The following is a 23,356-nucleotide window of genomic DNA, read 5'->3' as shown; positions in this document are numbered from 1 at the left end:
CCTGCCCTTGCGGAACTCCTGCCAGGGGATGCCAAGAGCCGCGTATTCTGCTGTCCACTTGCTCAGTTCGCCCGTCAGGAATAGCGAGTGGCACCGTCAAAGACCCCTGCCTGCGGGCACGAGTTTGACGGGTACATCCCACCCTGAACTAAATAGTTGCCAGACCTGATTCCCACTGCTGTACGGATCGCACCAACGGTGCTGAGGCGATGAAGGGAACAGGCGCGACCACTTTAAGGAAACCCCCAAAATGCAACAGCACGCATCACCTAGTGAGGGGCACATCACCGTTCACGAAAGTTCCTCTTCTCTCGCCGCCGCCGTAGCCCGGCTTCGCGCTGCAGGTCGGTCGGTCGCGCTGGTTACGACCATGGGCGCCCTCCACAGCGGTCATCAGGAACTAATACGCCAAGCCGGCTCCGACGGTCGGACTTCCGTGGTGGTGTCGATCTTCGTCAATCCGCTGCAGTTCGGGCCCCATGAAGACTTCGCCCGCTACCCCCGTGATCTGGAGGCTGACGTCGCTAAAAGCCGCGAGGCGGGTGCTGATCTCATTTTCGCACCCAGCGTGGACGAGATGTACCCGTCAGGTGGTGCAGGCGTAGTGACCATCGTCCCTGGGCCGCTCGGCGACGCGCTGGAAGGTAGAACCCGGCCGGGACATTTCGCAGGTGTTCTCACCGTTGTGGCAAAGTTCCTCAACATCGTAAGGCCAGACCGAATTTACTTCGGCGAGAAGGACTACCAGCAATTGGTCCTGGTCCGATCGATGTCTTCCGACCTCAATATGGGCGTAGAAGTGGTAGGCGTGCCCACTCGGCGTGACGCCGATGGGTTGGCCTTGTCCTCACGCAATCGCTACCTTACTTTCGAGCAGCGCACCGCTGCACTCGCTCTCTCCCAAGCCCTGAAAGCGGCAGCAGCAGCCGCCGGCGGAGGACCCCGCGCCTCGTTGGAAGCCGCTCATGAAGCGCTGGCTGCGCAACCAGATGTGGTTCCCGACTACGTGGAACTACGAACGGCCAGCCTCGCTCCGTACAGCGGCGGTACGGATGCACGACTCCTGATCGCAGCGAGAGTCGGCACTACTCGCCTCATCGACAATGCTCATCTCAGTTTCCCTGAGACCTCCTAGCCACGGGCATTTGGAAAAGGCAAAAGCTGAATCTTTCGGCTTCATATCAGCTGCCCGAAATCTACGTGGCAGCCCAACGCCATCAACATGATCAACACAACCAAGGACCTATGAGTAACGAAATCCCCGCCAAAGTATCTGACGTCTTCGATCCCGCCCAGTGGCGCGAGGTCTCGGGTTTCGATTTTCAGGACGTGACCTACCATCGCCAGGTGAAACGTTCCGCGGACGGCACCATCAAGGACCTGCCCGCGGTCCGGATCGCGTTCAACCGCCCCGAGGTCCGCAACGCGTTCCGCCCCGTCACCGTGGACGAGCTGTACCGGGCACTGGACCACGCCCGGATGACGCCGGATGTAGCCACCGTCCTGCTCACCGGGAACGGCCCCTCCCCCAAGGACGGCGGCCACTCCTTCTGTGCGGGCGGAGACCAGCGCATCCGGGGCCGCGACGGGTACCGCTATGCCGACGGCGAGACCCAGGAAACCATCGACCCCGCGAGGGCCGGCCGGCTTCACATCATGGAAGTCCAGCGGCTGATGCGGACCATGCCCAAGGTGGTCATCGCGGTGGTCAACGGCTGGGCGGCCGGCGGCGGGCACTCGTTGCACGTGGTTGCAGACCTCACCATCGCTTCCCGGCAGCACGGCAAGTTCAAGCAGACCGACGCCACAGTGGGAAGCTTTGACGCCGGATACGGCTCGGCGCTGCTCGCGCGGCAGATCGGCCAGAAGTCCGCCCGGGAAATCTTCTTCCTGGCCCGTGAGTATTCCACTGAGGACATGGCCCGCGTGGGTGCCGTGAACGAGGCCGTGGACCACGAACGGCTCGAAGAAGTGGCCCTGGAATACGCGGCTGACATCGCCCGGCAGTCACCGCAGGCCATCCGGATGCTCAAGTTCGCCTTCAACCTGGCCGACGACGGACTGGCCGGCCAACAGGTCTTCGCCGGCGAAGCCACCAGGCTGGCCTACATGACGGACGAGGCGGTGGAGGGCAAGGAGGCTTTCCTTGAGAAACGCGACCCCGACTGGTCCCGCTTCCCCCACTACTTCTAAGGCAGGCGACGTCTTCGCAATGTAGCTGCATGCCTTGAGCCGGGCGGTGGGAGCGCTCCTGGTATGAAGCGGGGAAAGGGTTGCGAAGATGTCAGTCCGCCTCGCTACCTCACCGAGGCCCGCGGGAAGACAACCCCAAAGAGCTCGCCACCGTTTAGGACTTCATAAGATTCCGTCGCCGGGTACGCATGCCCTTCGCAACAGGCACCCCGAAATCCGGGCCGGCCCCGGCGACGGATCCATTACGGGTGCTGCTTCATTAGGAAACAGTGACCCCGGCTTGTCTCCCGGCAATCGAAATTGAATTGGCCCGACACCACATCTTAGAGAGAGCAATAAGTGACACGTATTGGCATTGTGGCCGAGTTAGGTCGCGAGACGAGGGTGGCGGCGACGCCCACCACGGTGAAGCAGTTGTTTGGGTTGGGCTACGAAATTGTGGTCGAGAAGGGCGCCGGGGAGTCCGCGGCGTTCCGTGATGAGGCGTATACCGAGGCCGGTGCCATGATCGTGGGTGCTGATGAGGCGTGGGGCAGTGAGGTGGTGCTGCGAATCAATCCACCCTCCGAGGAGGAGATCGACCGGCTGGCCGTGGGCGCGACACTGATCGGGTCGTTGAGCCCGGGCCTGCGGCCTGAGCTGGTCGACGCGTTGGCGGCCCGTCCGATCACGGCGCTGGCGCTGGATGCGGTGCCGCGGATTTCGCGGGCACAGTCGATGGACGTCCTCAGTTCGATGGCGAACATCGCCGGGTACCGTGCCGTGATTGAGGCCGCGCATGAGTTCGGCCGGTTCTTCACGGGTCAGGTGACGGCGGCGGGCAAGGTCCCGCCGGCGAAGGTCCTGGTCGCCGGTGCGGGTGTTGCGGGGTTGGCAGCGATCGGTGCGGCGTCCAGCCTGGGCGCGATTGTCCGGGCGACGGACCCGCGTCCCGAGGTCGCTGACCAGGTGAAGTCCATCGGTGGGACCTACCTCAAGGTCGAGGTCGCCGAGGAGATGAAGTCCTCCGACGGGTACGCGAAAGCCACGTCCGAGGCGTATAACGCCCGCGCTGCGGAGATTTACTCGGAGCAGGCAGCGGATGTGGACATCATCATCACCACCGCCCTGATTCCGGGGCGTCCTGCGCCGAAGCTGCTCACGGCCGACGATGTCGCGGGTATGAAGTCCGGCAGCGTGATCGTTGACATGGCAGCCGGGCAGGGCGGGAACGTGGAAGGCTCCGTCGCCGGCGAACGGGTGGTCACGGACAACGGTGTGGTGATCCTGGGTTATACGGATCTTCCGGCCCGGCTGCCGGCCCAGGCCTCCCAGCTGTACGGGACGAACATGCTGAACCTCCTCAAGCTCCTGACCCCGGAGAAGGACGGGGTGTTGCGGATCGATTTTGATGATGTGGTGCAGCGGTCGGTGACCGTGGTGCGTGAAGGTGAGAAGACCTGGCCGCCGCCCCCGGTCCAAGTCTCCGCCGCACCCGCAGTGAAGACGGACGCCGGAACGGCCGCCGAAATTACGGCACCGAAGAAGAAACAGGGCCTTGGCGCTGCCGGCAAGGCAGGGCTCTTCGCCGCCGGCATCGCGGCACTGTTCGGGATCAACGCGGTCGCCCCGGCGCCGCTGCCCCAGCACTTCACGGTGCTGATGCTCTCCATCGTGGTCGGCTTCTACGTCATCGGCAAAGTCCACCACGCCCTGCACACCCCGCTGATGTCCGTCACGAACGCCATCTCGGGGATCATCGTCGTCGGGGCCCTGCTGCAGGTCACCTCCGACAACGTCGTGATGCAGGTCCTCGCCGCCGTCGCGGTGCTGCTCGCCAGCATTAACATCTTTGGCGGCTTCGCCGTCACCCGGCGGATGCTCGCGATGTTCTCGGCCGGGAAGGTCCGTTCATGAACGCCGTCACCGAAGCAGCAGCAGCAACACTTACGAGGAGCCTTACCGTGTCTGACACCGTCTCCGGTCCGTTGACCGCCGACTCCATCGCCGGCGCCGCGTACATCGTCGCGGCCCTGCTGTTCATCCTCAGCCTGGCCGGGCTGAGCAAACACGAAAAGGCCAAAGCGGGCGTGGTCTACGGCATCACCGGGATGGTCATCGCCCTCGCCGCGACCGTGTGGCTGACCCTGCAGGACGCCTGGGGTACCGGCCGCGGCCTCACCGGCCTGGGCCTGCTCCTGGTAGCGGTGATCGTCGGCGGCGCCATCGGGCTCTGGCGCGCCCGGGTCGTGGAGATGACGGGCATGCCCGAACTCATTGCACTGCTGCACAGCTTCGTGGGCCTCGCCGCGGTCCTGGTCGGCTGGAACGGGCATCTCGAAGCCCCCGCGCTGTCTTCAGACCTGATGGCGATTCACCACGCTGAGGTGTTCATCGGCGTGTTCATCGGCGCGGTGACGTTCACCGGTTCGATCGTGGCGTTCCTGAAACTGTCGGCCCGGATGAGGTCGGCGCCGCTGATGCTGCCGGGCAAGAACGCCATCAACCTCGGCGCGCTGGCCGCGTTTGTGACACTCACTGTCTGGTATGTCAACGACTCCCAGCTGTGGCTGCTGGTTGTTGTCACGGCGCTGGCTCTGGGGCTGGGCTGGCACCTGGTCGCCTCCATCGGCGGCGGCGACATGCCCGTCGTCGTCTCCATGCTCAACAGCTACTCCGGCTGGGCCGCCGCCGCCGCCGGGTTCCTGCTCAACAACGACCTGCTCATCATCACCGGCGCCCTCGTCGGCTCCTCCGGTGCCTACCTGTCCTACATCATGTGCAAGGCCATGAACCGGTCCTTCATCTCCGTGATCGCCGGCGGCTTCGGCATCGCAGCACCCGCCAGCAAGGGGGATACAGACCAGGGCGAACACCGGGAAATCACCGCCGAAGCCACCGCCGAGATGCTGACCAACGCCTCGTCCGTGGTCATCACCCCCGGCTACGGCATGGCAGTGGCCCAGGCCCAATACCCCGTCGCCGAACTCGCCCACCAGCTTCGCGAACGCGGAGTCAATGTCAGGTTCGGGATCCACCCGGTCGCCGGGCGCCTGCCCGGACACATGAACGTCCTCCTCGCCGAAGCCAAAGTCCCCTACGATATCGTCCTGGAAATGGACGAAATCAACGACGACCTCGGCGACACCTCCGTGGTCCTCGTCATCGGCGCCAACGACACCGTCAACCCCTCCGCCGCCGAAGACCCCGGCAGCCCCATCGCCGGGATGCCCGTCCTCAAAGTCTGGGAAGCCGAGAACGTCATCGTCTTCAAACGCTCCATGGCCGCCGGCTACGCCGGCGTCCAAAACCCGCTCTTCTACCGCGAGAACTCACAAATGCTCTTCGGCGACGCCAAACAACGTGTCGAGGACATCCTCCGCGCATTTTAACGAGAGAAGAGAATATATGTGCCGACGCGGGGTTCTTCCCAATGGCATCGGTCAGAAGGCGTCGCCCTCGGGCGTGCAGGAACCGGGCTTCCTGCGCAGAGGAAAAACCAACACCCCGACGAAATGTCAACATTGACGAGGTTTGCGCATCCACATGGGTCGGCCTCCACTACCGCCATGAGTTTCTGCTCCATCACAGCACGAACTGTTAGCCGCAACCCGAGGGACTGAGAAGCTCACGCGGAAGGGCGTTCATGTGGAGTTTTGCAAAAGAAAACGAGTCGTCACAGGTGAGGACCCCACCGCAGCGACCCTGATCCTCTCGGTTTTGAAGCCTGGCGAGCCCTTATAGGTGAACGACAGTCGGAAGGCATTTCACCGGCGAACCTCGGAGAGTTCGTTAGTTGTAAGACATGCCTTTGCCTGGATCGGTCTTTGTCAGGTTGGCTACAGCCTAATCTGACGCCGCCTCGACCAAGAATCTCAAAGTCATTGGGACAAGCTTCAGAACTTAACCCGACATGTGTGGGTTGCGACCCAACGCGATATGCGACCGTGCATGCCGATCGACCTAATAAAGGAGGACTCGTGTCCCACAGTTCGCATCTATTGGTAACCAGCGCTACCTTCCCAATAACGGGCGGCGACCTTATTCCGGGCACGGGGCTTCCTCTTTCCCTTGAAGTCATCACTGTGGAGCAGCCCCAGAGGACGGACGAAATGCTTAGCCGTGCCGTCAACAGACTGATACCCGCAGCTTTGGAACGCAGGCAGGGAATCCTCGTCATACAACGCGATTACGGAAAGTACACCGTTCGAGTCGACCCCGAAGTGCCATGCGGCACAATTCAGGAGTCCCGCCTTTAGGTCCTGCGAAGGTGAACTACAAGAACCAAACGTCCTAGTGGTGTGTCTCCAAAATAACTAGATGTTGGCTGTTAATGTTGGGGTATGTCGAATCGTGCTCCTGCTTTGGTGGTTTCGGATGCCCAGCGCGGGCTTCTTGAGAAGCTTTCCAAGTCCCAGACGGCATCGCACCGGGAGGTCCAACGGGCGCAGGTTTTGTTGATGGCTGCGGAGGGATTGGCCAGCGAGTGGATCGCGGGGGTGGTTGGTGTGAGTCCGGCGACGGTCAGATCGTGGCGTGCCCGGTTCGCCGAGGATGGTCTCGCGCATCTGGGTGAGGTGCGTCCGGGGCGGGGTCGTAAGCCGGTCATTCCACAGTCAAAGATCGACGAGATCGTTGATTTGACGCTGAATTCAAGGCCGGAGGGGCAGACGCACTGGTCGGTGCGGACGATGGCCGCGAAGGTCGGTGTGTCCCCGGCTCAGGTGCAGCGGATCTGGGCAGCCCGGGGCCTGAAGCCGCATCTGGTGGATACCTTCAAGCTCTCTAACGACCCGAAATTTGAGGAAAAACTGATCGACGTCGTGGGCCTCTATCTGAACCCGCCGGAGAAGGCGATCGTGCTGTGCATGGACGAGAAGTCATCCATCCAGGCCCTGGATCGCACTCAGCCGTCACTGCCAATGACGAAGGGCCGGGCGGAAACGATGACGCATGACTACAAACGCAACGGCACGACCACCCTGTTCGCGGCCCTGGACGTCGCGACCGGAAAAGTCATCGGTTCCTGCCTGCCCAAGCATCGCCACGAGGAGTTCCTGGTGTTCCTCAAGACCATCAACAAGGAAGTCCCGCCCGGCCTGGATGTCCACCTGATCCTGGATAACTACGCCACCCACAAGCACCCCGACGTGAAGGCCTGGCTGGCGAAGAATCCCCGATTCCACCTGCATTTCACGCCCACGTCGTCCTCATGGCTGAACCTGGTAGAGCGCTGGTTCCGGGAACTCACGGACAAAGCCCTGCGCCGCGGAGCATTCCACTCAGTTCCGGACCTGATCACCAAAATCGAGGATTACCTTGCCGCCCACAACACCGAACCCAAACCGCTGGTCTGGACCGCGACCGCAGACTCAATCCTGAAGAAAGTCGCCCGCGGCCGCGTCGCCCTCGAAACCATCAAACAAAACTGAGACACACCACTAGTTGCGCGCCGAGAACAAGGACCTGCCCTCGATTTCGGCAGGCTCTCGGACTAGATTCAAGGATCAGATCTCAGCCCGAGGAGGAGGCTCGCTCTCGCTATGAGCTACACCCCAACCTGACGTCAGGCAGAAGTGAAAAGCTCGTCAGAAAAGGGTCGGGAAAGCAGTTTCTGCACGTGTGCGCCGCTCCGTCTTAGATACAAACCTGACAGCTGCGACTGTGGATGCTATCTCACGGCGCGGAAGACGGCATAGGAAGATCGCCTAGAAGTCGGGGCATCCTTTGCCTGTACTCTTCGAGTAGACACACCATTCAGGGGGAACATGAGGTACAAACCTGCGGCCGGCATCTTCGTTGGCGGCGCAACTATGTCCATTTGCGGTCCGATCCTGGGAAGCGCTTCAGGCTTCTTCGCCAGCTGGGCTCTCGCCCGGGGTGACAGCGATATGGCCACGGTGTTCTTCGGAGTTGCCGCGCTCGGAGCCCTACTCGCGCTGATCGGATTCTTCATGCTGATCGCTGCCACTCACCGGGCCCTTGTGAAAATCGATGATCTTCACGTGCCGGCGCAGGCCCGCCAAAATGAGGACTGGCCCTCGCGTCAGTACTAACGACCTAAAGCGCCCACCTCGGAAAGGATGGGGCGCCATATCCAACGGTTCACGTTGGCCGGTCAGCTGTCGTAGTAGAAGGGGTCAACCTGATAGAGGCGGGTGCCCTTCGCCGGGATCTCCTTGAGGAAGACGTGGGTTCCCTGGACAACGGCTCCGTTCGATTCGCCCACCTCCCAGACTTCCTCGACCTCGAAGAAGCCCTTTGGGGCGCCCTCGTAGGGGTACATGCGGTCACCCGCCCGCGGAATGTAGCGGGCCTCATCGGTCTGCCATTCGTCACCGCTTTCGGTATGGAAGTTGACGATGAACCGTGGTGAATCATTCATGCCGCCATCGTAACCGTTCAGAAGTTTTGGAAGCCTTACTGTGGGGGACATGGAAACGTATCGACTGACTTACAAAAACGGCGACGAGATCACGATTTTTGACGCACGCCATACCGGCGAGGCCATCACCTTTGCGAACGAATTCGACCAGAGGCATGGCAACAGCGATACCATCCTGTGGATCCGTCAGGACAACGGCGACTGGATCGCTGTTTGACCCGCCCCAGGCGAGCAGCAGACAGCACAGGGCCCGCTGCCCACAGCCGGGGACAATCCTTGGTGGGTTATCCACCGCTACTGCTGCCGAGGGAGCTACCCCAACGGCTCCCAATTTCCAGCCGTGGATAACCCGAATTGACCCCAGCCATGGGCAGCTGAAGCCGGTTCAGCTCCGCGGCGTGGTCCGGGGCGGCAAAAGGCCTAAGCGCGGCCCGGCGTTCTTTCATCCGATCTTGACCATCCAGGTGTGCTAGTCAAAGATTCCTGCTTCAGGGGTTTTATGGGGAAGAGCAGTTCGGTCCCGGGCGGGGGTTTTGTGTCCGTCGTAGGCGCATTTCTTGAATGGGCCTTCTTTGTCCATGAGTACGCGCATGTGTGGGTCGGCGTGGTTCAGCCACCAGGTGCTGACGCCCAGGGCGGGTTCGAGCCGTAGGTGTTCCCAAGCCCGCCAGATGGCTTCCATCCGGATGAGGGCTTCGGGGTGTTTGTACCACTCAGGGCACCACGCGTTGGCTGCGCCTTCGTTGACTTCCCGGACGTAGGACTGGGCCAGGAGGTCAGCGAAGAACTCGACGGCGCTGGAGTACACCAGTTTCGGTTCGGGTGCGGCGTGGCTGTGCCCGCCGGCCGGGGACTGCTCCTCTTCGTACCCGAAGGCGTCCGCGAACTCTTCACTCACGCCTTGTCCCGGTCCGTCCAGGGGTTATGGGCGGCAACAGCCACAGGGGCACGCTCAATTGTTTCCTCGGCTGCGAGGGAATCTTTGACCTTCTGGGCGTGCGGTCCGTTCATCCAGGGAATCGTTTCGATCATGGTGGCCGGGGCGCCGGAGGCGAGCAGGATGGCCCGGAACCGTGGCAGCGCTGTCAGGTCGGCGACGGAGAGGATCTCGTCCTTGCTTTCCTGCCTGGATGAGGAAGACCCGGTTCTGCTGTGGCTGCGGGAGACGTTGATGTAGCTGTATTGGCCGATGAGGCGGGAGAGCTCGTCGAGGTAGCCGACCTCGGAGACGCCGCCGCCGTAGATTTTGACGTTGGATGCTGACCAGAGCTTCCGCATTCCTTCGAGGTTCCAGACTTCCACGCCCTGGGACCAGGACTGCAGGATGGTCATGAGGATGATGCCGCGGGATCCGTAGTGGCTGTATTGGTCCGGCAGTGCTTTCCACCGGCAGACGTTCGCGGCTTCATCGAGGATGCCCAGCAGCGGGGTTGCGAGGCGCCCGCCGGGTTGGGAGGTGGCGTACTTTTCGGCAGCTTCGACCACAGCGACGGTCAGGGCCGTGACCAGGGGGCCTGCGGTTCCGACGCCTTCGCGGGAGAGGCTGTAAAGCGTGCCTTTGCCGCGGACGAAGTCTTCGGGGACGAACTGCGGCCGGGGGTCCGTGTCGACCGTTGTACCCGGTGTGGGGGTGACCCATTGGCTGACGTCCCGGTCGGTGAGGCAGGAAACCATTTGCCGGGCGGTGCCATAGACGCCGGCCCGCTGCTTTTCCGGTTCCCGGATGTGGCCGATGACCATGTCTGCCAGCAGGTCAAAGCCGGCGGTGCGGAGGATGTCAGCCGGTGCTTCGTCGTGCGGGCGGGTCAGCCAGGTGTACACCTGCGTGATCGGTGCGGCGCTGAGGGAGGCGGCGAGCAGGAGAGCTTTGAGCAGGTTTTGCCCGGCCGGGTCGAAGTAGGCATCGGGCTTTGTTCCGGGTTCCCGGGAACCCGCGGCGAAGTGCTGGGCCATGTTCCCTGCCGTGGCTTCGTTCTTCACGTACGAGAGCGGGTTCCACCACCAGGACGGCTCTTCCTCCGCCACGGCTTGCGGGTCAAAGACCCACACCTGCCCGGCCTCCGAGCGGATGGGGCGGGTGACGTCGACGATGTCACGTTTGTTCGAGGTGGCGATCACTGCCCCGGGTGCGTCAAGGATGGCGGGGACGGCGTAGGAGGTGGTCTTCATCGTGCGCGGCCCGGCGATGAGGATCAGCATGTCCTCCCAAGATGCCCAGAGCGGGCGCTTCCCGGCCACGCTGCGGCCAAGGCGGACACCGGTGGAATTTTCCACCCCGAGGCGCACGGCCGTTGCAGCGGCGCCCTTGGTCGAGAGGTGGTTCAGGTCCTTGCCCCGGCCCATGTACACGGCAGCCTTGTCCACCCGGGTGCGTTTGCTCGCGGTCCGGGACCGCACCACCAGAACTGTCACCAGCAGTGCGATCAGGACCCCGGCCAGCACGCAGGCCACCACAGTTGCTTGGTCCGGCCAGGGCACACGCCCCTTGGCCAGCCCCGCGACAAGATCGATCGGGTGCGCCGGAGGGGCGGCAAGGCCGGCCATCCAGGACCCGAGGTGGGCGGCGACCCAGGTACCGCCGCCGAAGATGGTGGCGGCCCCAATGGCCAGCCAAATCCCCAAAGCGTCGCCGAGGCCTGTTCCCTTGCGGTTCGGGGCACTCATGCCGCACCTTCTTCCCGGATCGGAGCTGCCGCATCCAGCAGAGTTTCTGCCGGTGCATGCCAACGCTTATTTGTGTCATTCAGGGAGGCCTCGATGGAGGTCAAACCGATGGTCACGGGGATGCCTGGGCGGCCGCCGACCTTGATCAGGAACTTTCCCCGGCCCGGGGGTTCGACATCACCCCCGCGGGAATCCCACGCGGGCGGATCCTGCCACGAGATGAGCTTCTGCTGTTCCTGCCTCGACAGCGGGATCGCAGCCGTCAGCAGCGGCATCTCCGAAGCCGGGAGCCCTGCACAGATGACCATGCCGGAACGTTCGACAAACCCGCGCGCTTTCATTCTGTCGTCCTCCGCCGGGAGGGCCAGCAGGTCGGACATGGTGTGGGAGATCATGACCTGCCCGACACCAACACTCCTGTTCAGCCGGGTAAGGGCGTCGACGCGATCGACCATACCCTTGCCGGAGCGCAGCGCCCGCCACAGCTCGTCCAGGACCACAAAGTAGTTCCTGCGCGGCTCCAGCCCGGCGTCCGCCAGGGCGTTGGCGACGTTGACGGTCCCGAATCCGTAGGACCAGCACGCCAGGAGGACCGCTGCCTGCAGGTCGGTTTCGGTTTCGTCAATGCTGGAGACATCGAAGACCACGGCCCGGTCCCGCCGCATCGGGTTAGTGGTCTGGGCGGAGAAGATTTCGCCGAGCTTCCCGCCACCGGTCAGGCCCAGCAGGGTCGCTTCCAGCGCCCGGGTTTCCTGCAGGTAGACCGCCATGTCGCCGCGGTCCAGGGCGACCTGGCGCAGCTCGGCCGGGGCCGCGGTGATGACGTCGAGTAGGTCTTTCAGGACCGGGATGCCGTCGAAGGTGTCGTCGAGTACCCGCAGGGCACGGTCAAGGATCGTCTGTTCCTGATCCGTCGGGGGTGAGTTCCGGCTGATCGTGATCAGGGAGACGACCATATTCAACCGTCGGCCGTGGGCGTCGGCACGGACCCGGACGGCCGCGTCGTGGTGCCCTTCTTCCTCCAGCAGCTGGGCGACCTCGACGGCCTGGCCGGGATCAAGGATATTCAGGTAGCCCCGTCCCCGGCCGAGCCGAATGACTTGACCGCCCAACGCCTCGACCGCGTCGACGTGCTCTGCCTTCAGGTCCCCCAGCACGAGGGGATGCACGCCCTGGCCGGAAAGGCCCAGGAACATCCTGCGAACCAGCGTGGACTTACCCAGCCCGGGCTTGCCAAGAATGAACGCAGACGGGTTGGAGATCAGGTGGGCGCGCTGGAACCAGCTGATCGGGTCGCAACAGACCGTCGCCTGGGTCTCCTCATGCCGGCCTAAAGGCACACCAATCATCGGCGACGACGTGCCGGAACTGAACGGCCACAACCCGCACACCTGCACCGTCGTGCCCCGGTACTCCCGCACCGCAGGAACCAGGGCGGCCGCTCCCCCGCCACGGCCGCCCCAGCCGCGTGAGCCGGGACCCCGGACACGGCCAGGACGCGACGTCCCCTCCCCCTGGCCCGTGGGAGCCTTTGTTGCTGTATTTACTGTTTTAACTTTTTTCGCTTGCAGGAACTTGAAGCGGGCCATTTAGAGGGCCTCCCTGATTTCGCTGGGCAGCAGGATGTGTTTGGGCAGCACCAGGCCCAGCGGCAAGGACGCGGCGAAAGCGGTGTCCTGTGAGCCGTAGGCGCGACGGAGCAGGACCCGGGCGGTCCCTGAGGTCTGCTCGATCGCGGCCACCGCATCCGGAAGCCGGGTAGCGTCGGTAACCGTGGCGGTGACGACCATGCCAAAGTTCACGAGCCCGGCACCCTGGGCTTCTTCCTGAGCAGTCTGAGCCGCCGACCGGGCATCGACCAGGGCCCGGGCACTGGGCCGGTTTCCGGAGGTGATGCGGACGTTGGCGTTGTTCTGGTCCCGCTCGACCACGGCAGCTGCCCGGGCCGAATCCATCGGGCGGTAGAGCAGGGAGACGCGTTTGCGGTCAACGTCCCCGTGCGGGGCCAGCAGCCGGGACAAGACCGAAGAGTTCACCGAACCCCGGGGTGCACCCGTCATGGTCCAGGATACAGAGAACGCGGAATCGTGCCTGTAGTCGTCCCAGCCGGCCTGGGTAGCGGTGGGGCCGACCTCGCCCCAGGCCAGGGCAACAGGGGAACCGGCCGCGTGGGCCTCGTCAATGATCAAAGCGGCGGGCGGGTCGTAGGCAATCCGGACCACCTCGCAAAGTTCCTGCGCGGACATCGGCCGGGCGATACCGGCGCCGGTGGACTGCAATCGGGCACCCAGCCCAGGGATGCGGGAGGCGATGTCGCGGGCGACGTCCTCCGGTTCCCGCTTCCGGGACCCTGCACGGAGGGAGGCGTTGAATGTCAGGGACACCCATGCCCGCACGGTGGCAGATCCTTCCGGGTAGGTCCGGATAACCTCGCGGAGGATGGCCTTGGCCGCTTCGGGGGCGTTCTCGTCAATGTTCATCTCGACTTCATTGCGCAACCGGTAGCCGGAGTCCGGGGCAGTTTCCACGGTTACTGCGGCGGCTTCCAGCCCTGCCTCATCGCCCAGTCCGGCGAGCCAGCCGCCCCAGTTCGCCACCCACGCATCGACCTGCTCGGGATCCACAAGGGAGGCGCCGTCGGGTTCGGTGGAGAAGATGACGGTGAAGTGGTTGGTGGTCGGTACGTGGAGCATGGCGAAGGGGCGGTTGTAGGAGTCAGCGAACTCATACAGGCGCGACTTTGCCGCCAACCCCGGGAGCTGGTACATGCCCCACTCCGTCACCCCCAGCGGGCCCGAGCGGTACAGGTTCGCACCCGAGGAACGGGCGAGGCGGAAATTCATCCGGGTCGCGAAACGGTCCACCACGGACTGGCCGTGCTTATCCTTGACGGTCAGCAGCAGGACCAGCACCCCGGCGACGGCCAGGACGCCGAGGCCGACGAAGAGGCCCCAGATGGCGAAGCTGATGATGCCCAGCAACAGCCCGGCCATCACAATCCCCGTGCCGATAGCGCCAAGGTCGCCCAGACCGGCGGACCTCGGGACCCGCCAGTTGCCGTAAGACGGTTCCTTGTATTCGGTGTTAATTGCTGCCACTGGGGCCCTCCCCGGTTGAATCCTGCGCGGTCTTGGCGATTGCCTGCGACGTCCTGGACGCCACCTGTGCCCCGGCAGCTACGGCCATCCCAGCCGGGCCTGCTGCTGCCGCTCCGGTTGCTGCTCCTGCAGTGCCGGCGGTTGCCCCGGTCCCTGCCATACCCGCTTTGCCTGCTGCTGCGGCGCCAGCGGCCCTCCCCGGACCGGTAGCGCCGGGTGTGGGCTCACCTCCCCCGCCGCGGGGGGCCGACGTTCCGGCGCTGCCCTTTGGAGACGCACCTGGCTGGTTGCTCTGCGTCGTAGCTGGCGTCGGTGAGGCGTTGCCCCTGCCGCTGCCACTGCGGCCCAAGGACACGGCACCGGTGGCCATGGCCCCGACGGCTGCCCCTGCCCCGGCTCCCCCACCGGAGGCAACCGCCCCCACCATCGGGGTGACGAACCGCATCAGCGCCGGCAGTGCGAACAGGGCAACGACCATCAGCGTGAAACCAGTGATCGAACCGATCAAGGGGACCTGAGTTTTATTGCCCATCAGGAGGAATGCGACTGAGTAGACGATCGCCGCAGCTGGCTTATAGAGAATGAAGGCAATGGTCCAGCCGACTGCTTTCTGGAACCACTGTCTGCCCATCTCCGTGTTCGTGAACGCGGCTGTGGTGGGCAGGATGCCGGCCAGGATTACCAACATGCCGCTGCGCACCACCATCAGCACGATCTGGACGAGGGAAGCAATCAACCCGATCAGGCCCAGGATGATGAGGATGAACACCCCGACCCCGGTCTGGTTGGTCATGACGAGGATGCTCATCGACTCTGCGAAACCCTTGCCGTCCGTGGAGCGGTCGATGATGGCGGCAGAGAAGGCGTCGGCTGCGATCACCAGAATTGAGATGACACCCAGGCCGAGGCCGGACACCAGAGTGAGCGTGAGCAGTGAACGAAGCAGGTCCTTTAACGGCGCACCGCGTTGTTCCCAGATCATCCGGATGCCGCCGAGGATAACGGCGAGGACGGCCAGAGCCAGCGTCCAAGGCATCAATTCGCTATTGACCGCAGAGACAACGGGACTGGGTGTGGTGCCGTCGTCGCTGGCGAGGTTCACGGTGGGTATGGACACCCAGAAGGTAGACAGTGTTGTCACCATCTGGCTCATGCCCTCCATGATGGCTTTTGCAAGATTGTTGATTGCGTCGTCCGCAATCCCCGCCGCAACATTGCCGAGACGCTGTTCGCCCATGCAGACGACGTTCCAAACTTCGCATTCTTTTTCTGCCATGTCAGACGCCGGCCCACGGGATAAATGAACTCAGGTCACTGACCTGCCGAACTGCGCCCCCGCCAGCGGCAGGGATATCCATTTTCCAGTCGCCGTCCTCCCACAGCAGAGACGTCGAGAGAGCCCCGTATCCGCCATCTGCGGTCTCGAAGGCCAACTCCACGACTGAGGCTTCTGGGGTGTATGAATGGACCATGAACCCAGCGATCTGTACCTTCAGGGAGGTCCCTCCGCTGACGTCTTTGCCTTCCTTTATGGCTTGCACAGCTTTGTCGCGCGAAGGGCTGTCTGCCGAAAGCTCCAGGTAGACCTGTTTTGCATAGCCATTGAACGACGACGCCCAAATGTTCGCCGTCGCATAGAGGGCTCCCGTCGGGGACTGGGCAAAGCACGACCTCAGGCCATCAGTGCCGACTGTTCCAGGACCTGCCGTGGCCGGATCCGAGGGGACAGCCATGGTTCCGACCAGTTCCCACTTGGACTTAGGCGCAGTTCCAAGTGCGGTTTCGCCACTGCTGGGAAGCCCGCAGACGCTCTTACCAGCCTCAGCTGAAGCGCTGGGGCTGGCAGCGGCTGAGCTGCCGGATTCTGCGGGGGCAGGGGCCGGCTGTGCGTTTCCCTGTCCCTTAGGGAGCAGGAAGATGACGATGACGGCTGCTATCAGTGCGACCACGAGGGCGGCCGAAATGATGAATCCGGGTTTGGTGAATGGATTCTGTTCGGTGTTGTTCTGTGTGGATTCGCTCATGATGAACCTCCGGGGGTCGGGTTAGACGAATGCGCGGACGATGCCGGAGGCGCCGGTGATGATGATGCAGCCGGCGAGGACCCAGCCGAGTTTGGCGATTGATTCGCCGCCTTCGCCGCGGCGGAGCTGAATGACCATGCCGATGCCGACGATGATTACGCCCAGCACGCCGAGGACCAGGCCGATGCCGGAGGCCCAGTTCAGTACGGTGAGCAGGCCCTGTGCCTGGGGAGGGACGACAGGGGTCGGGTTCGGGATGACGCTGGCGGGAAGAGCTGCGATGAAGTTCATGGTGAGACCTTTCGAAGTATGGCGCTGTGAAGCTGTTGATTGGTTAGTTGGTGAGGGCTGTGAGGTCGGTGATCAGGCGTTGATACTCGCGGCCGGGTGTTCCGGTGTTGGTGTCCCCTAGCCGCCAGGATTCGACCCAGGGGAGCATCCAGAGCCGGGGGGCTCCCCCGCCGATAAGAGCTGCGAAGTCCCGCAGGGCTTTGGGCAGTTTTCCTGGTGCATCGGCCAGGACCGCGAGGCCTAGCAGGTTGACGTCGGGGGCTGCGCCGGAGGCCCATTGGATGAGGGCGACTTGCGCGGCTTTCAGGCCGTGCATGTCTGAGCGGCAGACCAGCAGGACCGCGGGCTTGCTGAAGCCGTCTTCAAGGATGGGCCAGGCGTGTTCTGTCGGGCGTGCGCCCTCCACGAGGCGGCTGAGTCGGGTTTCGCCCGCTCCTCCGTGGACACCGGTAACCCAGATCGTTGCCGTACCGGTGACCGCGCGGCGGACGAGGCGGTCAGCTGCGTCCGGTTCCACCATCCCCAGGACCGGGCCGGTGATGATCGCCGGCGGAGAAACATATTCATCTGCAGCTGCCTCTTCAGGCTCTGCCGTTTCTGGGCTGGTGATCCAGGGGTTCAGGTGCTGGTTCATCTGCGTCCTCCTTTCGGGCTGGATTGGGGCGGTCAAGGGGCAGTTAGAAGCCGCTGGCAACGGCGGCCGCGGCGGCCAGCCATGCCCGCTGGGTAGCGGGCTGGAGGGCTTCGTAGCGGATGGGGCCGTTGACCAGGGCCGGGTCGTAGGGAATCCGGACGACGGCCCGGACATAAGGGGCGAAGCCATCAGCGATGCGCTGGGCTTCGTCTTTGGCGCGCTTCAAGGCATCCCCTGACATCGCCCGCTTGGCGTCAGTGGATTCGGAGACGATAACGACCGCGTTGCGCGCCAGTTCGGCATCGTGGCCGCCGCGGGATTCGAGGGTCTGCAGCGTCAGGCGTGCAGCCTCTGCGCGGTCTTCGATGGCAGTGACGGGGACGACGAGCTGGTCGGTGTGATCGATCATCCGCCGCCAGTTCGCTGCCCGGGCGGTGTTGCCCGAATCCATGATCACCAGTCGGTAGTACCGGGTAAGGACCTGATGGGCGATATCCACTTCCTCGGCGGTCACTTCGTGATCGCCTTCCTCGTTCTCATCCGAGCGCAGGACATCGAACTTGTCAGCAGTCTGGTGGTGAACGAAGTTGGCGATTTCCGCGGCGTTGGTTGACGGTGAAAGCAAGGTCTGGGACGAGTCGATGAGGTCCAGGACGCTCTTGTCGTGGGAGCCCTTTTCGGTCCGCCAGCCCAGGGTGCCTTGGGATTCGTTGTTGTCCCAGGCGCAGGTCGCCGCGCCGCTGTAGCGGGCGAGGATGGCCGAGAGCATCACCACTGTGGGTGTCTTGTTCGCCCCGCCCTTGCGGTTGACCACGGCGACGGTGCGCGGGCCGGGCCAGTGCTGGCTGACGGTGCGGATGTCTTCACGCTCCGCCATCTCTTCCTCGGACGGGTCCATGCGGAACCCCAGCCGGGTCAGGGCACCGCGCCAGCCTTTCGTGGCCGGTTCCAGAACCGGGGCGCTGACCAGGAAGGAGGTTTCCTTCAGGCTGCGCCGGGTCGGTGCCTCCTGCGCCTCCGGGGTCGGCGTGGACGTGGTTTCGGATGTCAGGGTCATGGATGGTCCTGTCGCTAGTGGGACGGTGCCCGGGACGTCAGTAATCGGCTCGTCATTGATGGGCGCTGGAATGGTTTCTGCAGCTGCAGGAGCGAGAGGTGCTGCCGTGGGGGTGGAAGCTTCAGCCACGCGGCGGCGTAAGGCCTTGGCCACGTAGCTGACGGACTCCTTGGTGCCGTCCGGGTTCACGATCAGCTCACCCTGGCCTTCGGGGTCATCGACCTGGACCCGGACCGGGCGGTTCAGCGTCTTCGCTTCCCTAACCACGAGGGACAAGGCATTGTCGCGCAGCTGCTGCAGGGACTCCGCTGCTTTCACATTCCGGGAGTTGCCGGCAACAACGACCTCAGCGGTTCCGTTGGCACGGACGATGGCGCTGATCTTCGGGAAAGCCGGGACATCTGTCTGGTTCAAGACCATAGCGTTCTACCTTTCTGAAACGTGGAGGGTGGGGATCAGGAAACGGGTGGGGTGAGGCGGTTGACCTTCCACGGTGCGTCCTTGCCCGTGCGAAGCAGCTGCACCGTGTAGGTCCCGGCATTGGTGGGGACCGCTGCCATGACCGCGTAGCCGTTGGCTTCATCGACGCTCAGCGTGACCGGGCCGGTGACGCGGCTGGCCGGGATGTTGGCCGGGTCCACCGCCGAGTAGTCAGCTGTGGCCTGTGGCGTCAGCCAGCGGGCAAGATCGTTGGCCCACTGCCTTTCCTCCACGCCCGGGCGGGCAAAGTCCGCCATGGCCTTCTCGGCGATGTCCGCGGCCGCGTCCTTGCTGGCCTGATCCCAGGTGATTCCGATCGTGGCCGGGACCGTGCCTCCGGGAGCTTGGGGACCGCTGCTGGCGCTCAGGGATACGGGGGCCGACGGCGTAGTGGTGGTTGATTCTGCCGGTGCAGGCGTGGTGTTCGCTGCCGGGGCGCACGCCGCGCAGAGCAGGGCTACTGCGAGCACGGCCAGGGGCTTTTTCACTTCTTCTCCTCTTGGGTTGGCAGGTACAGGAAAGCTGACGGGACATCGCTGCTGACGGTCCGTGTGTAGTAGTTGTGGTCATCCGGGGGCGGGTTGCCGTTGTAGCCCTCTTCGACGTAGGTCCCGTCGTCCCTGACTTCTTTGACCACGGCGACGTGGCCGAAGGTCGGGTCCGCTCCCCCGGCACCTGGCGCGTACCAGACGACGGCACCGACCCGGGGTGTGTTGCCGGTGGGCCAGCCTTTGGTGTCCCAGCCGGCCTTCCACGTGACGGCAGAGCCAAGGCGCTGGCCGTCGGGGCGGAACGTGCCGTTGAGGAATTTGAACGGTTCCCCGGCGGACCCCATCTGCTGGTTCACCCGCCACAGCGCGAAGTCCACGCACTCCCGGTAGTAGAAGTTCAGTGGTGAAGTGCTGGCGTCGTTGGTTCCGACCTGCATCCAGGTAGGAGAGTCTTTCCATGGGTAGTCATCCCCGGCACCGGACTGGCCAGGAATGGCACAGTCGCTGCCTTCAAGCACGAACTGGCCGTCCGAGAGTGCCTGGACGAGTTTGACGGCCTCGGGCCAGTACTTCTGGTAGTGGTACGGGTCGGCGTTGCGCTGGACCTTGTTGCCGGCAATGGTCGGCTCCAGCAGCTCCCAGCCTTCGACCTTCTGCAGGGCGTTGATGAAGTTCGTGGCGCTGATGGCCGGATCCATGCGGTCCGCGTAGGAGCCCCACGCGCCGTTGTCGCGCTGCTGGAACAATCCACGGGAGTCAGGGCCCGGTCCGTCGCCGTAGTCCAAGACCCGCAAGCCAGACTCCCCCAGGGAAACCATGACGCTGATCATCTGACCCTTCACGGACAGGTCCAGGGCCTTGCCTGCACCCATGATCGCCGCCGCGTTCTTCAACTGCTCCCCGGTGTAGCCCTCGACCTTCGTATCAGCGTCGATGACAACAGAGACGGCGGAAGCGCAGGTAGCCACAGCAGGCTTCGCGGGGGCCAACAGCAAAAGCATGGTGAAGATCAACCCGAGGAACAGGCCAGGGATAGCGATAAGGGCCACTAAGCCAAGCGACTTACGTTGGCTCATGACGACCACTCCGTGCCAACTGCCACAAATCGGTCACTGCCTGCCACTCCCCCAAAAAATACATCGTTTCTACAACTACCAACCGGTGCGGACATTTCTCCACCGATGGACGCCGCAGGCCATTGTCCACGGGTCACACGCAAAATGCTTGTCAAATGCCTGTTTGTGCTCGCTGTCACGCCCCCGCAGGCCCTTTGCTGGCTCCGAGCGGCTCGACAGATAAGACACTACATCTAAAACGACATTTAATGTAGTCTTCTTGGATCAGATACGAACTAGCAAGGAAGTGAGACTATGAATGAATGCCCCGATACATTCGCCCCCCGAGCGCCCTATTTCGGGACGTGGACATGGCGATTGAGTCATTCGGGACGATGTTCTCCCGAGCCATACTGCGGCATTTGTCGACCCATGGCCCCACAGGGGCAGCGGACCTTGCCAGGGAACTGGGCACCGACGCCAACACTGCTAGAAGGACGCTGCAAAATCTAGAGGAGGTCGGACTAGTTGAAGCTGATGTCCCAGCCGGCCAACGGCGCGGGCGGACAGTGACGTTCGCCGTGCAACCAGAGCGTCTAGAGCAATTGCTCGCTGCGCTTAAGGACTATTTACTGGGGCGTTAAATGTTGTCTTATAGCGACACGCCGCCCACGTTTCCATCTTTCAGTAATCAAAACCGATTAGATGTGACTATGGCAATCCAAAAGCTCAATCTGGGCGGGCGCCCTTCGAAGGGCCCGCGGCATACTTTTGTGGTCAAGCCCGACATGGCGCGTGCCCAGAAACTTCGGAGGATCCTAGAGATCCTTGACACGAACGCCGTGGACTATCTCACGCCGCTCGTAGCTGAGCACATTGATTCCATCGACATCGACGATCTGCAGAACCAGGAGGCTTTGCCTATCGCGCAGGCCGGTTAAAAACTGAAGGCCCGCACGAGGCGGGCCTTCACAAAGTATGTCGTTCAGATCTCGTTCTTGGCGGGATTCGATCTGAACTTATCCAACACCCACCCAGTGGGTGGATCTTGTCATATCCATCCATAAAGGAAGGCTATTGCTGTCTATGGTACCGGAAGCCGATTCCGCGTCAACACATGCCGTTCAGGGTGTCGCGCGTCAAGTCAGGCCCGAACAGGCCTGGGTTCTTGCCCCCCTGATTGCTGGACAGCCCACTTATAGGACAGGTCGTTGGATCGGTACACGCTTCCAGTACCCCCGCCCCAAGACCCTTCCCAGAATTACTGCGGCTCTCCCGACACGGCCGGCGGCCGTCATGGTCCACGGCACGGACGGCAGCGTAAGCACCCTGTGCCTTGACCTCGATACCTCCAAGGCGCACAAAGCTGTTCTGGAAGAGGACATCGCCCAAATCCGACGCCTACTTAGCGGCAGCGGGTTGCGCTGGGTTGAGGACTTCTCCCCCAGCGGTGGGCGCCACGTGTACATCCCTCTCCGAGAACTAATGAGTGCCTCCGAGGCACGGGAGCTCGTTGAAGCCCTCGCCCTTACAGCAGCCAGTCTCGATCCCAGCCCCCACCAGAACATCACGGACGGATGCATCCGCGTCCCCGGAAGCATCCACAAGTCTGGTGGCTACCAGATACTGGTCACTCCCCTCAGTGAGGCCTACGACATCCTGCGCCGCCGCAACGGCTCAGATGCTATCGCTCGACTTCAAGCAGCGCTGATGCCGGAGCTGCGCCGGCAGAAGGAACTCGCAGCACGAAGGGCCAAGGCCGCCGTCCGTACTCCCCATTCTGTTCCTGCGCCTCGGCCGGGAGCAGAACTTCCGCTGCGCCGGGTGGCCCGTACCGGTCTCTACGACACTGCACGGTACAAGAGCCCTTCAGAGGCCCGCATGGCCGTCCTGAACCACTTCAGCGCCTGCGGTTGGACCCGCGAGCACGTACAAAACGAGCTCACCGGCCAGTTCCCCGGGCTGGCCGCCCTATATGGCACACCTGCTAACCAGGAACGGCTCCTAAGTACCGAATGGGCCAAGGCCCAGGCCTACGCCTCCAGCGGGTCCGACCAAAACGCTCGGACCCGCAAAGCCGGTGAAAAAGATGTACTTATTAACAACACAAGCCCCACTGGACTCACAGGGGGGGCAATCAAACCCAGCTCTGGAGCAATCCATCAGCTCGTGAACGACCTGGAAAATATCCTCTACGCGGTGCTCGATCACCGCTTGCAAGCCCGTGGCCGCGAAGGCCTTAGCCTTCGTCTTCTGATCCGGGGACTCTTGGCCTACATGCGGGCCAAGGAAACCGACATCGTTGACGTTGGTTGCCGCACACTTGCTGTGGCAATGGGAAAACACCACGTCACCATCGCGAGACTCCTGCCTGTCCTGGCAAAAGCATCAGACGGGATCCTGACCAAGGTTGCAGATGCCCGCCACAAAGCCGCCGATGTCTATCTGATCCAGTTACCTGAGCAGTACCAGCAGCTGGCCCGCGAACTCACGTGGCGGCGGGGGAAAATCCATGCCATTCGGCCTGTATTCCGGGCGCTCGGCGATGCTGCTGCCCTCGTATACGAAGCCATCGAACGAGGTCGCCGCTCCCCCACCACGGCAGAAATCGTGAGAACCACCGGAATCAGTCGTAACGCCATCACAAAAGCACTTGCCGACATGGAGGCCCTAGCCATGATCAGGCGCGACGAAGGCCGTTGGAAGACCACTTCAGTCAATCTGCGTGATCTCGCGACACGGCTGGGCGTGCAGGACGATTACCAAGCACATATCAGCCGGAATCGGCGCGAACGAGCTGCCTGGCACGCTTACCTCGATCGCTTCCTGAACGCTCGAATGATGGAAACGGACCTGTACGACTACGAACGAGAAGAACACTGGATACCACCCGACGACGCAGCGTTGTGGTTGGCAGCTTAAACCGACTTTGCACGCCCTTCTGCTGTAGGTTTTTCCCTCGGCACTCGCCCAGGCTGCATTCACTGCGGCAGCGATTAGGGAAG

General features: G+C 63.1%; 22 protein-coding genes. 10 read left to right on the top strand and 12 right to left on the bottom strand.

Features of this window, described 5'->3' with window-relative positions:
* Window positions 1–250 precede the first annotated feature (250 nt).
* The 6 genes from panC (at window position 251) to ASG79_RS22790 (ending at window position 8,228) form a co-directional block, all read left to right on the top strand.
* Window positions 251–1,135 carry a pantoate--beta-alanine ligase gene (gene panC, locus ASG79_RS22820; RefSeq protein ID WP_056394507.1) on the top strand — a complete coding sequence of 295 codons (885 nt, stop codon included), beginning with the start codon at window positions 251–253 and terminating at the stop codon, window positions 1,133–1,135.
* 110 nt (window positions 1,136–1,245) lie between these two features.
* Window positions 1,246–2,193 carry a 1,4-dihydroxy-2-naphthoyl-CoA synthase gene (locus ASG79_RS22815; protein ID WP_056394504.1) on the top strand — a complete coding sequence of 316 codons (948 nt, stop codon included), beginning with the start codon at window positions 1,246–1,248 and terminating at the stop codon, window positions 2,191–2,193.
* Between the two features lie 339 nt (window positions 2,194–2,532).
* A complete protein-coding gene (locus tag ASG79_RS22810; RefSeq protein ID WP_056394501.1) occupies window positions 2,533–4,089 on the top strand; it encodes a Re/Si-specific NAD(P)(+) transhydrogenase subunit alpha in 1,557 nt (518 codons plus the stop codon).
* Window positions 4,086–5,564: a Re/Si-specific NAD(P)(+) transhydrogenase subunit beta gene (gene pntB, locus ASG79_RS22805; protein WP_235509922.1), complete on the top strand. Its 1,479-nt coding sequence runs from the start codon at window positions 4,086–4,088 to the stop codon at window positions 5,562–5,564. Before ASG79_RS22810 ends, pntB begins: the two co-directional genes overlap by 4 nt.
* A 951-nt stretch (window positions 5,565–6,515) precedes the next feature.
* A complete protein-coding gene (locus ASG79_RS22795) occupies window positions 6,516–7,604 on the top strand; it encodes an IS630 family transposase (protein WP_056394495.1) in 1,089 nt (362 codons plus the stop codon).
* 336 nt (window positions 7,605–7,940) lie between these two features.
* Complete coding sequence (locus ASG79_RS22790; RefSeq protein WP_056394490.1) at window positions 7,941–8,228, top strand: hypothetical protein; 288 nt, start codon at window positions 7,941–7,943, stop codon at window positions 8,226–8,228.
* Window positions 8,229–8,290: 62 nt separating this feature from the next.
* On the opposite strand, the gene ASG79_RS22785 is transcribed toward ASG79_RS22790, so the two are convergent.
* Window positions 8,291–8,557 (bottom strand): hypothetical protein, encoded by a 267-nt coding sequence (locus ASG79_RS22785; protein ID WP_056394487.1) that lies wholly within the window; start codon window positions 8,555–8,557, stop codon window positions 8,291–8,293.
* A 49-nt stretch (window positions 8,558–8,606) separates the two neighbouring features.
* Here ASG79_RS22785 and ASG79_RS23695 point away from each other — a divergent pair, with 49 nt between their 5' ends.
* Window positions 8,607–8,774, top strand: a complete 168-nt coding sequence (locus ASG79_RS23695) for a hypothetical protein (RefSeq protein WP_156400279.1) — start codon at window positions 8,607–8,609, stop codon at window positions 8,772–8,774.
* 252 nt (window positions 8,775–9,026) lie between these two features.
* Here the strand turns inward: ASG79_RS23695 and ASG79_RS22780 are convergent, their stop codons facing one another.
* From ASG79_RS22780 to ASG79_RS22730, 11 genes are read right to left on the bottom strand one after another with little or no spacing between them, the layout of a single operon-like run.
* Window positions 9,027–9,455: a DUF4913 domain-containing protein gene (locus tag ASG79_RS22780; protein ID WP_200953229.1), complete on the bottom strand. Its 429-nt coding sequence runs from the start codon at window positions 9,453–9,455 to the stop codon at window positions 9,027–9,029.
* Window positions 9,452–11,221 (bottom strand): type IV secretory system conjugative DNA transfer family protein, encoded by a 1,770-nt coding sequence (locus ASG79_RS22775; RefSeq protein WP_056394484.1) that lies wholly within the window; start codon window positions 11,219–11,221, stop codon window positions 9,452–9,454. The genes ASG79_RS22780 and ASG79_RS22775 overlap by 4 nt, the downstream gene beginning before the upstream one ends.
* The gene (locus ASG79_RS22770) at window positions 11,218–12,810 is read right to left on the bottom strand and encodes an ATP/GTP-binding protein (RefSeq protein WP_056394481.1); all 1,593 of its coding nucleotides are present in this window, start codon (window positions 12,808–12,810) and stop codon (window positions 11,218–11,220) included. Before ASG79_RS22770 ends, ASG79_RS22775 begins: the two co-directional genes overlap by 4 nt.
* Window positions 12,811–14,319 carry an SCO6880 family protein gene (locus ASG79_RS22765; RefSeq protein ID WP_056394478.1) on the bottom strand — a complete coding sequence of 503 codons (1,509 nt, stop codon included), beginning with the start codon at window positions 14,317–14,319 and terminating at the stop codon, window positions 12,811–12,813.
* The gene (locus ASG79_RS22760; RefSeq protein WP_235509921.1) at window positions 14,306–15,556 is read right to left on the bottom strand and encodes a hypothetical protein; all 1,251 of its coding nucleotides are present in this window, start codon (window positions 15,554–15,556) and stop codon (window positions 14,306–14,308) included. The genes ASG79_RS22765 and ASG79_RS22760 overlap by 14 nt, the downstream gene beginning before the upstream one ends.
* Window positions 15,557–15,596: 40 nt before the next feature.
* Window positions 15,597–16,343: a hypothetical protein gene (locus tag ASG79_RS22755; protein WP_056394472.1), complete on the bottom strand. Its 747-nt coding sequence runs from the start codon at window positions 16,341–16,343 to the stop codon at window positions 15,597–15,599.
* 21 nt (window positions 16,344–16,364) lie between these two features.
* The gene (locus ASG79_RS22750) at window positions 16,365–16,634 is read right to left on the bottom strand and encodes a hypothetical protein (protein WP_012311500.1); all 270 of its coding nucleotides are present in this window, start codon (window positions 16,632–16,634) and stop codon (window positions 16,365–16,367) included.
* 43 nt (window positions 16,635–16,677) lie between these two features.
* The gene (locus ASG79_RS22745; RefSeq protein WP_056394471.1) at window positions 16,678–17,268 is read right to left on the bottom strand and encodes a DUF6668 family protein; all 591 of its coding nucleotides are present in this window, start codon (window positions 17,266–17,268) and stop codon (window positions 16,678–16,680) included.
* A 43-nt stretch (window positions 17,269–17,311) separates the two neighbouring features.
* Window positions 17,312–18,745, bottom strand: a complete 1,434-nt coding sequence (locus tag ASG79_RS22740) for a MinD/ParA family protein (protein WP_056394468.1) — start codon at window positions 18,743–18,745, stop codon at window positions 17,312–17,314.
* Between the two features lie 35 nt (window positions 18,746–18,780).
* Entirely contained in the window at window positions 18,781–19,293 is a 513-nt protein-coding gene (locus tag ASG79_RS22735; protein WP_056394465.1) for a hypothetical protein, read from the bottom strand.
* The gene (locus tag ASG79_RS22730; RefSeq protein WP_056394462.1) at window positions 19,290–20,372 is read right to left on the bottom strand and encodes a CHAP domain-containing protein; all 1,083 of its coding nucleotides are present in this window, start codon (window positions 20,370–20,372) and stop codon (window positions 19,290–19,292) included. Before ASG79_RS22730 ends, ASG79_RS22735 begins: the two co-directional genes overlap by 4 nt.
* A gap of 302 nt (window positions 20,373–20,674) precedes the next feature.
* Here ASG79_RS22730 and ASG79_RS22725 point away from each other — a divergent pair, with 302 nt between their 5' ends.
* The 3 genes from ASG79_RS22725 (at window position 20,675) to ASG79_RS22715 (ending at window position 23,273) form a co-directional block, all read left to right on the top strand.
* Complete coding sequence (locus ASG79_RS22725; RefSeq protein WP_056394460.1) at window positions 20,675–20,995, top strand: helix-turn-helix domain-containing protein; 321 nt, start codon at window positions 20,675–20,677, stop codon at window positions 20,993–20,995.
* Window positions 20,996–21,064: 69 nt separating this feature from the next.
* Window positions 21,065–21,292, top strand: coding sequence for a hypothetical protein (locus ASG79_RS22720; RefSeq protein ID WP_235509920.1), 228 nt, complete (start codon window positions 21,065–21,067; stop codon window positions 21,290–21,292).
* Window positions 21,293–21,647: 355 nt separating this feature from the next.
* On the top strand, window positions 21,648–23,273 hold the full coding sequence (locus tag ASG79_RS22715) for a hypothetical protein (protein WP_235509919.1): 1,626 nt from the start codon (window positions 21,648–21,650) through the stop codon (window positions 23,271–23,273).
* Window positions 23,274–23,356 lie beyond the last annotated feature (83 nt).

Source organism: Arthrobacter sp. Soil761 (genome assembly GCF_001428325.1).
Classification (GTDB): Bacteria; Actinomycetota; Actinomycetes; order Actinomycetales; family Micrococcaceae; genus Arthrobacter.
Note: the sequence above shows the minus strand (reverse complement) of the source record. Positions and strands in the feature narration are given on the sequence as shown.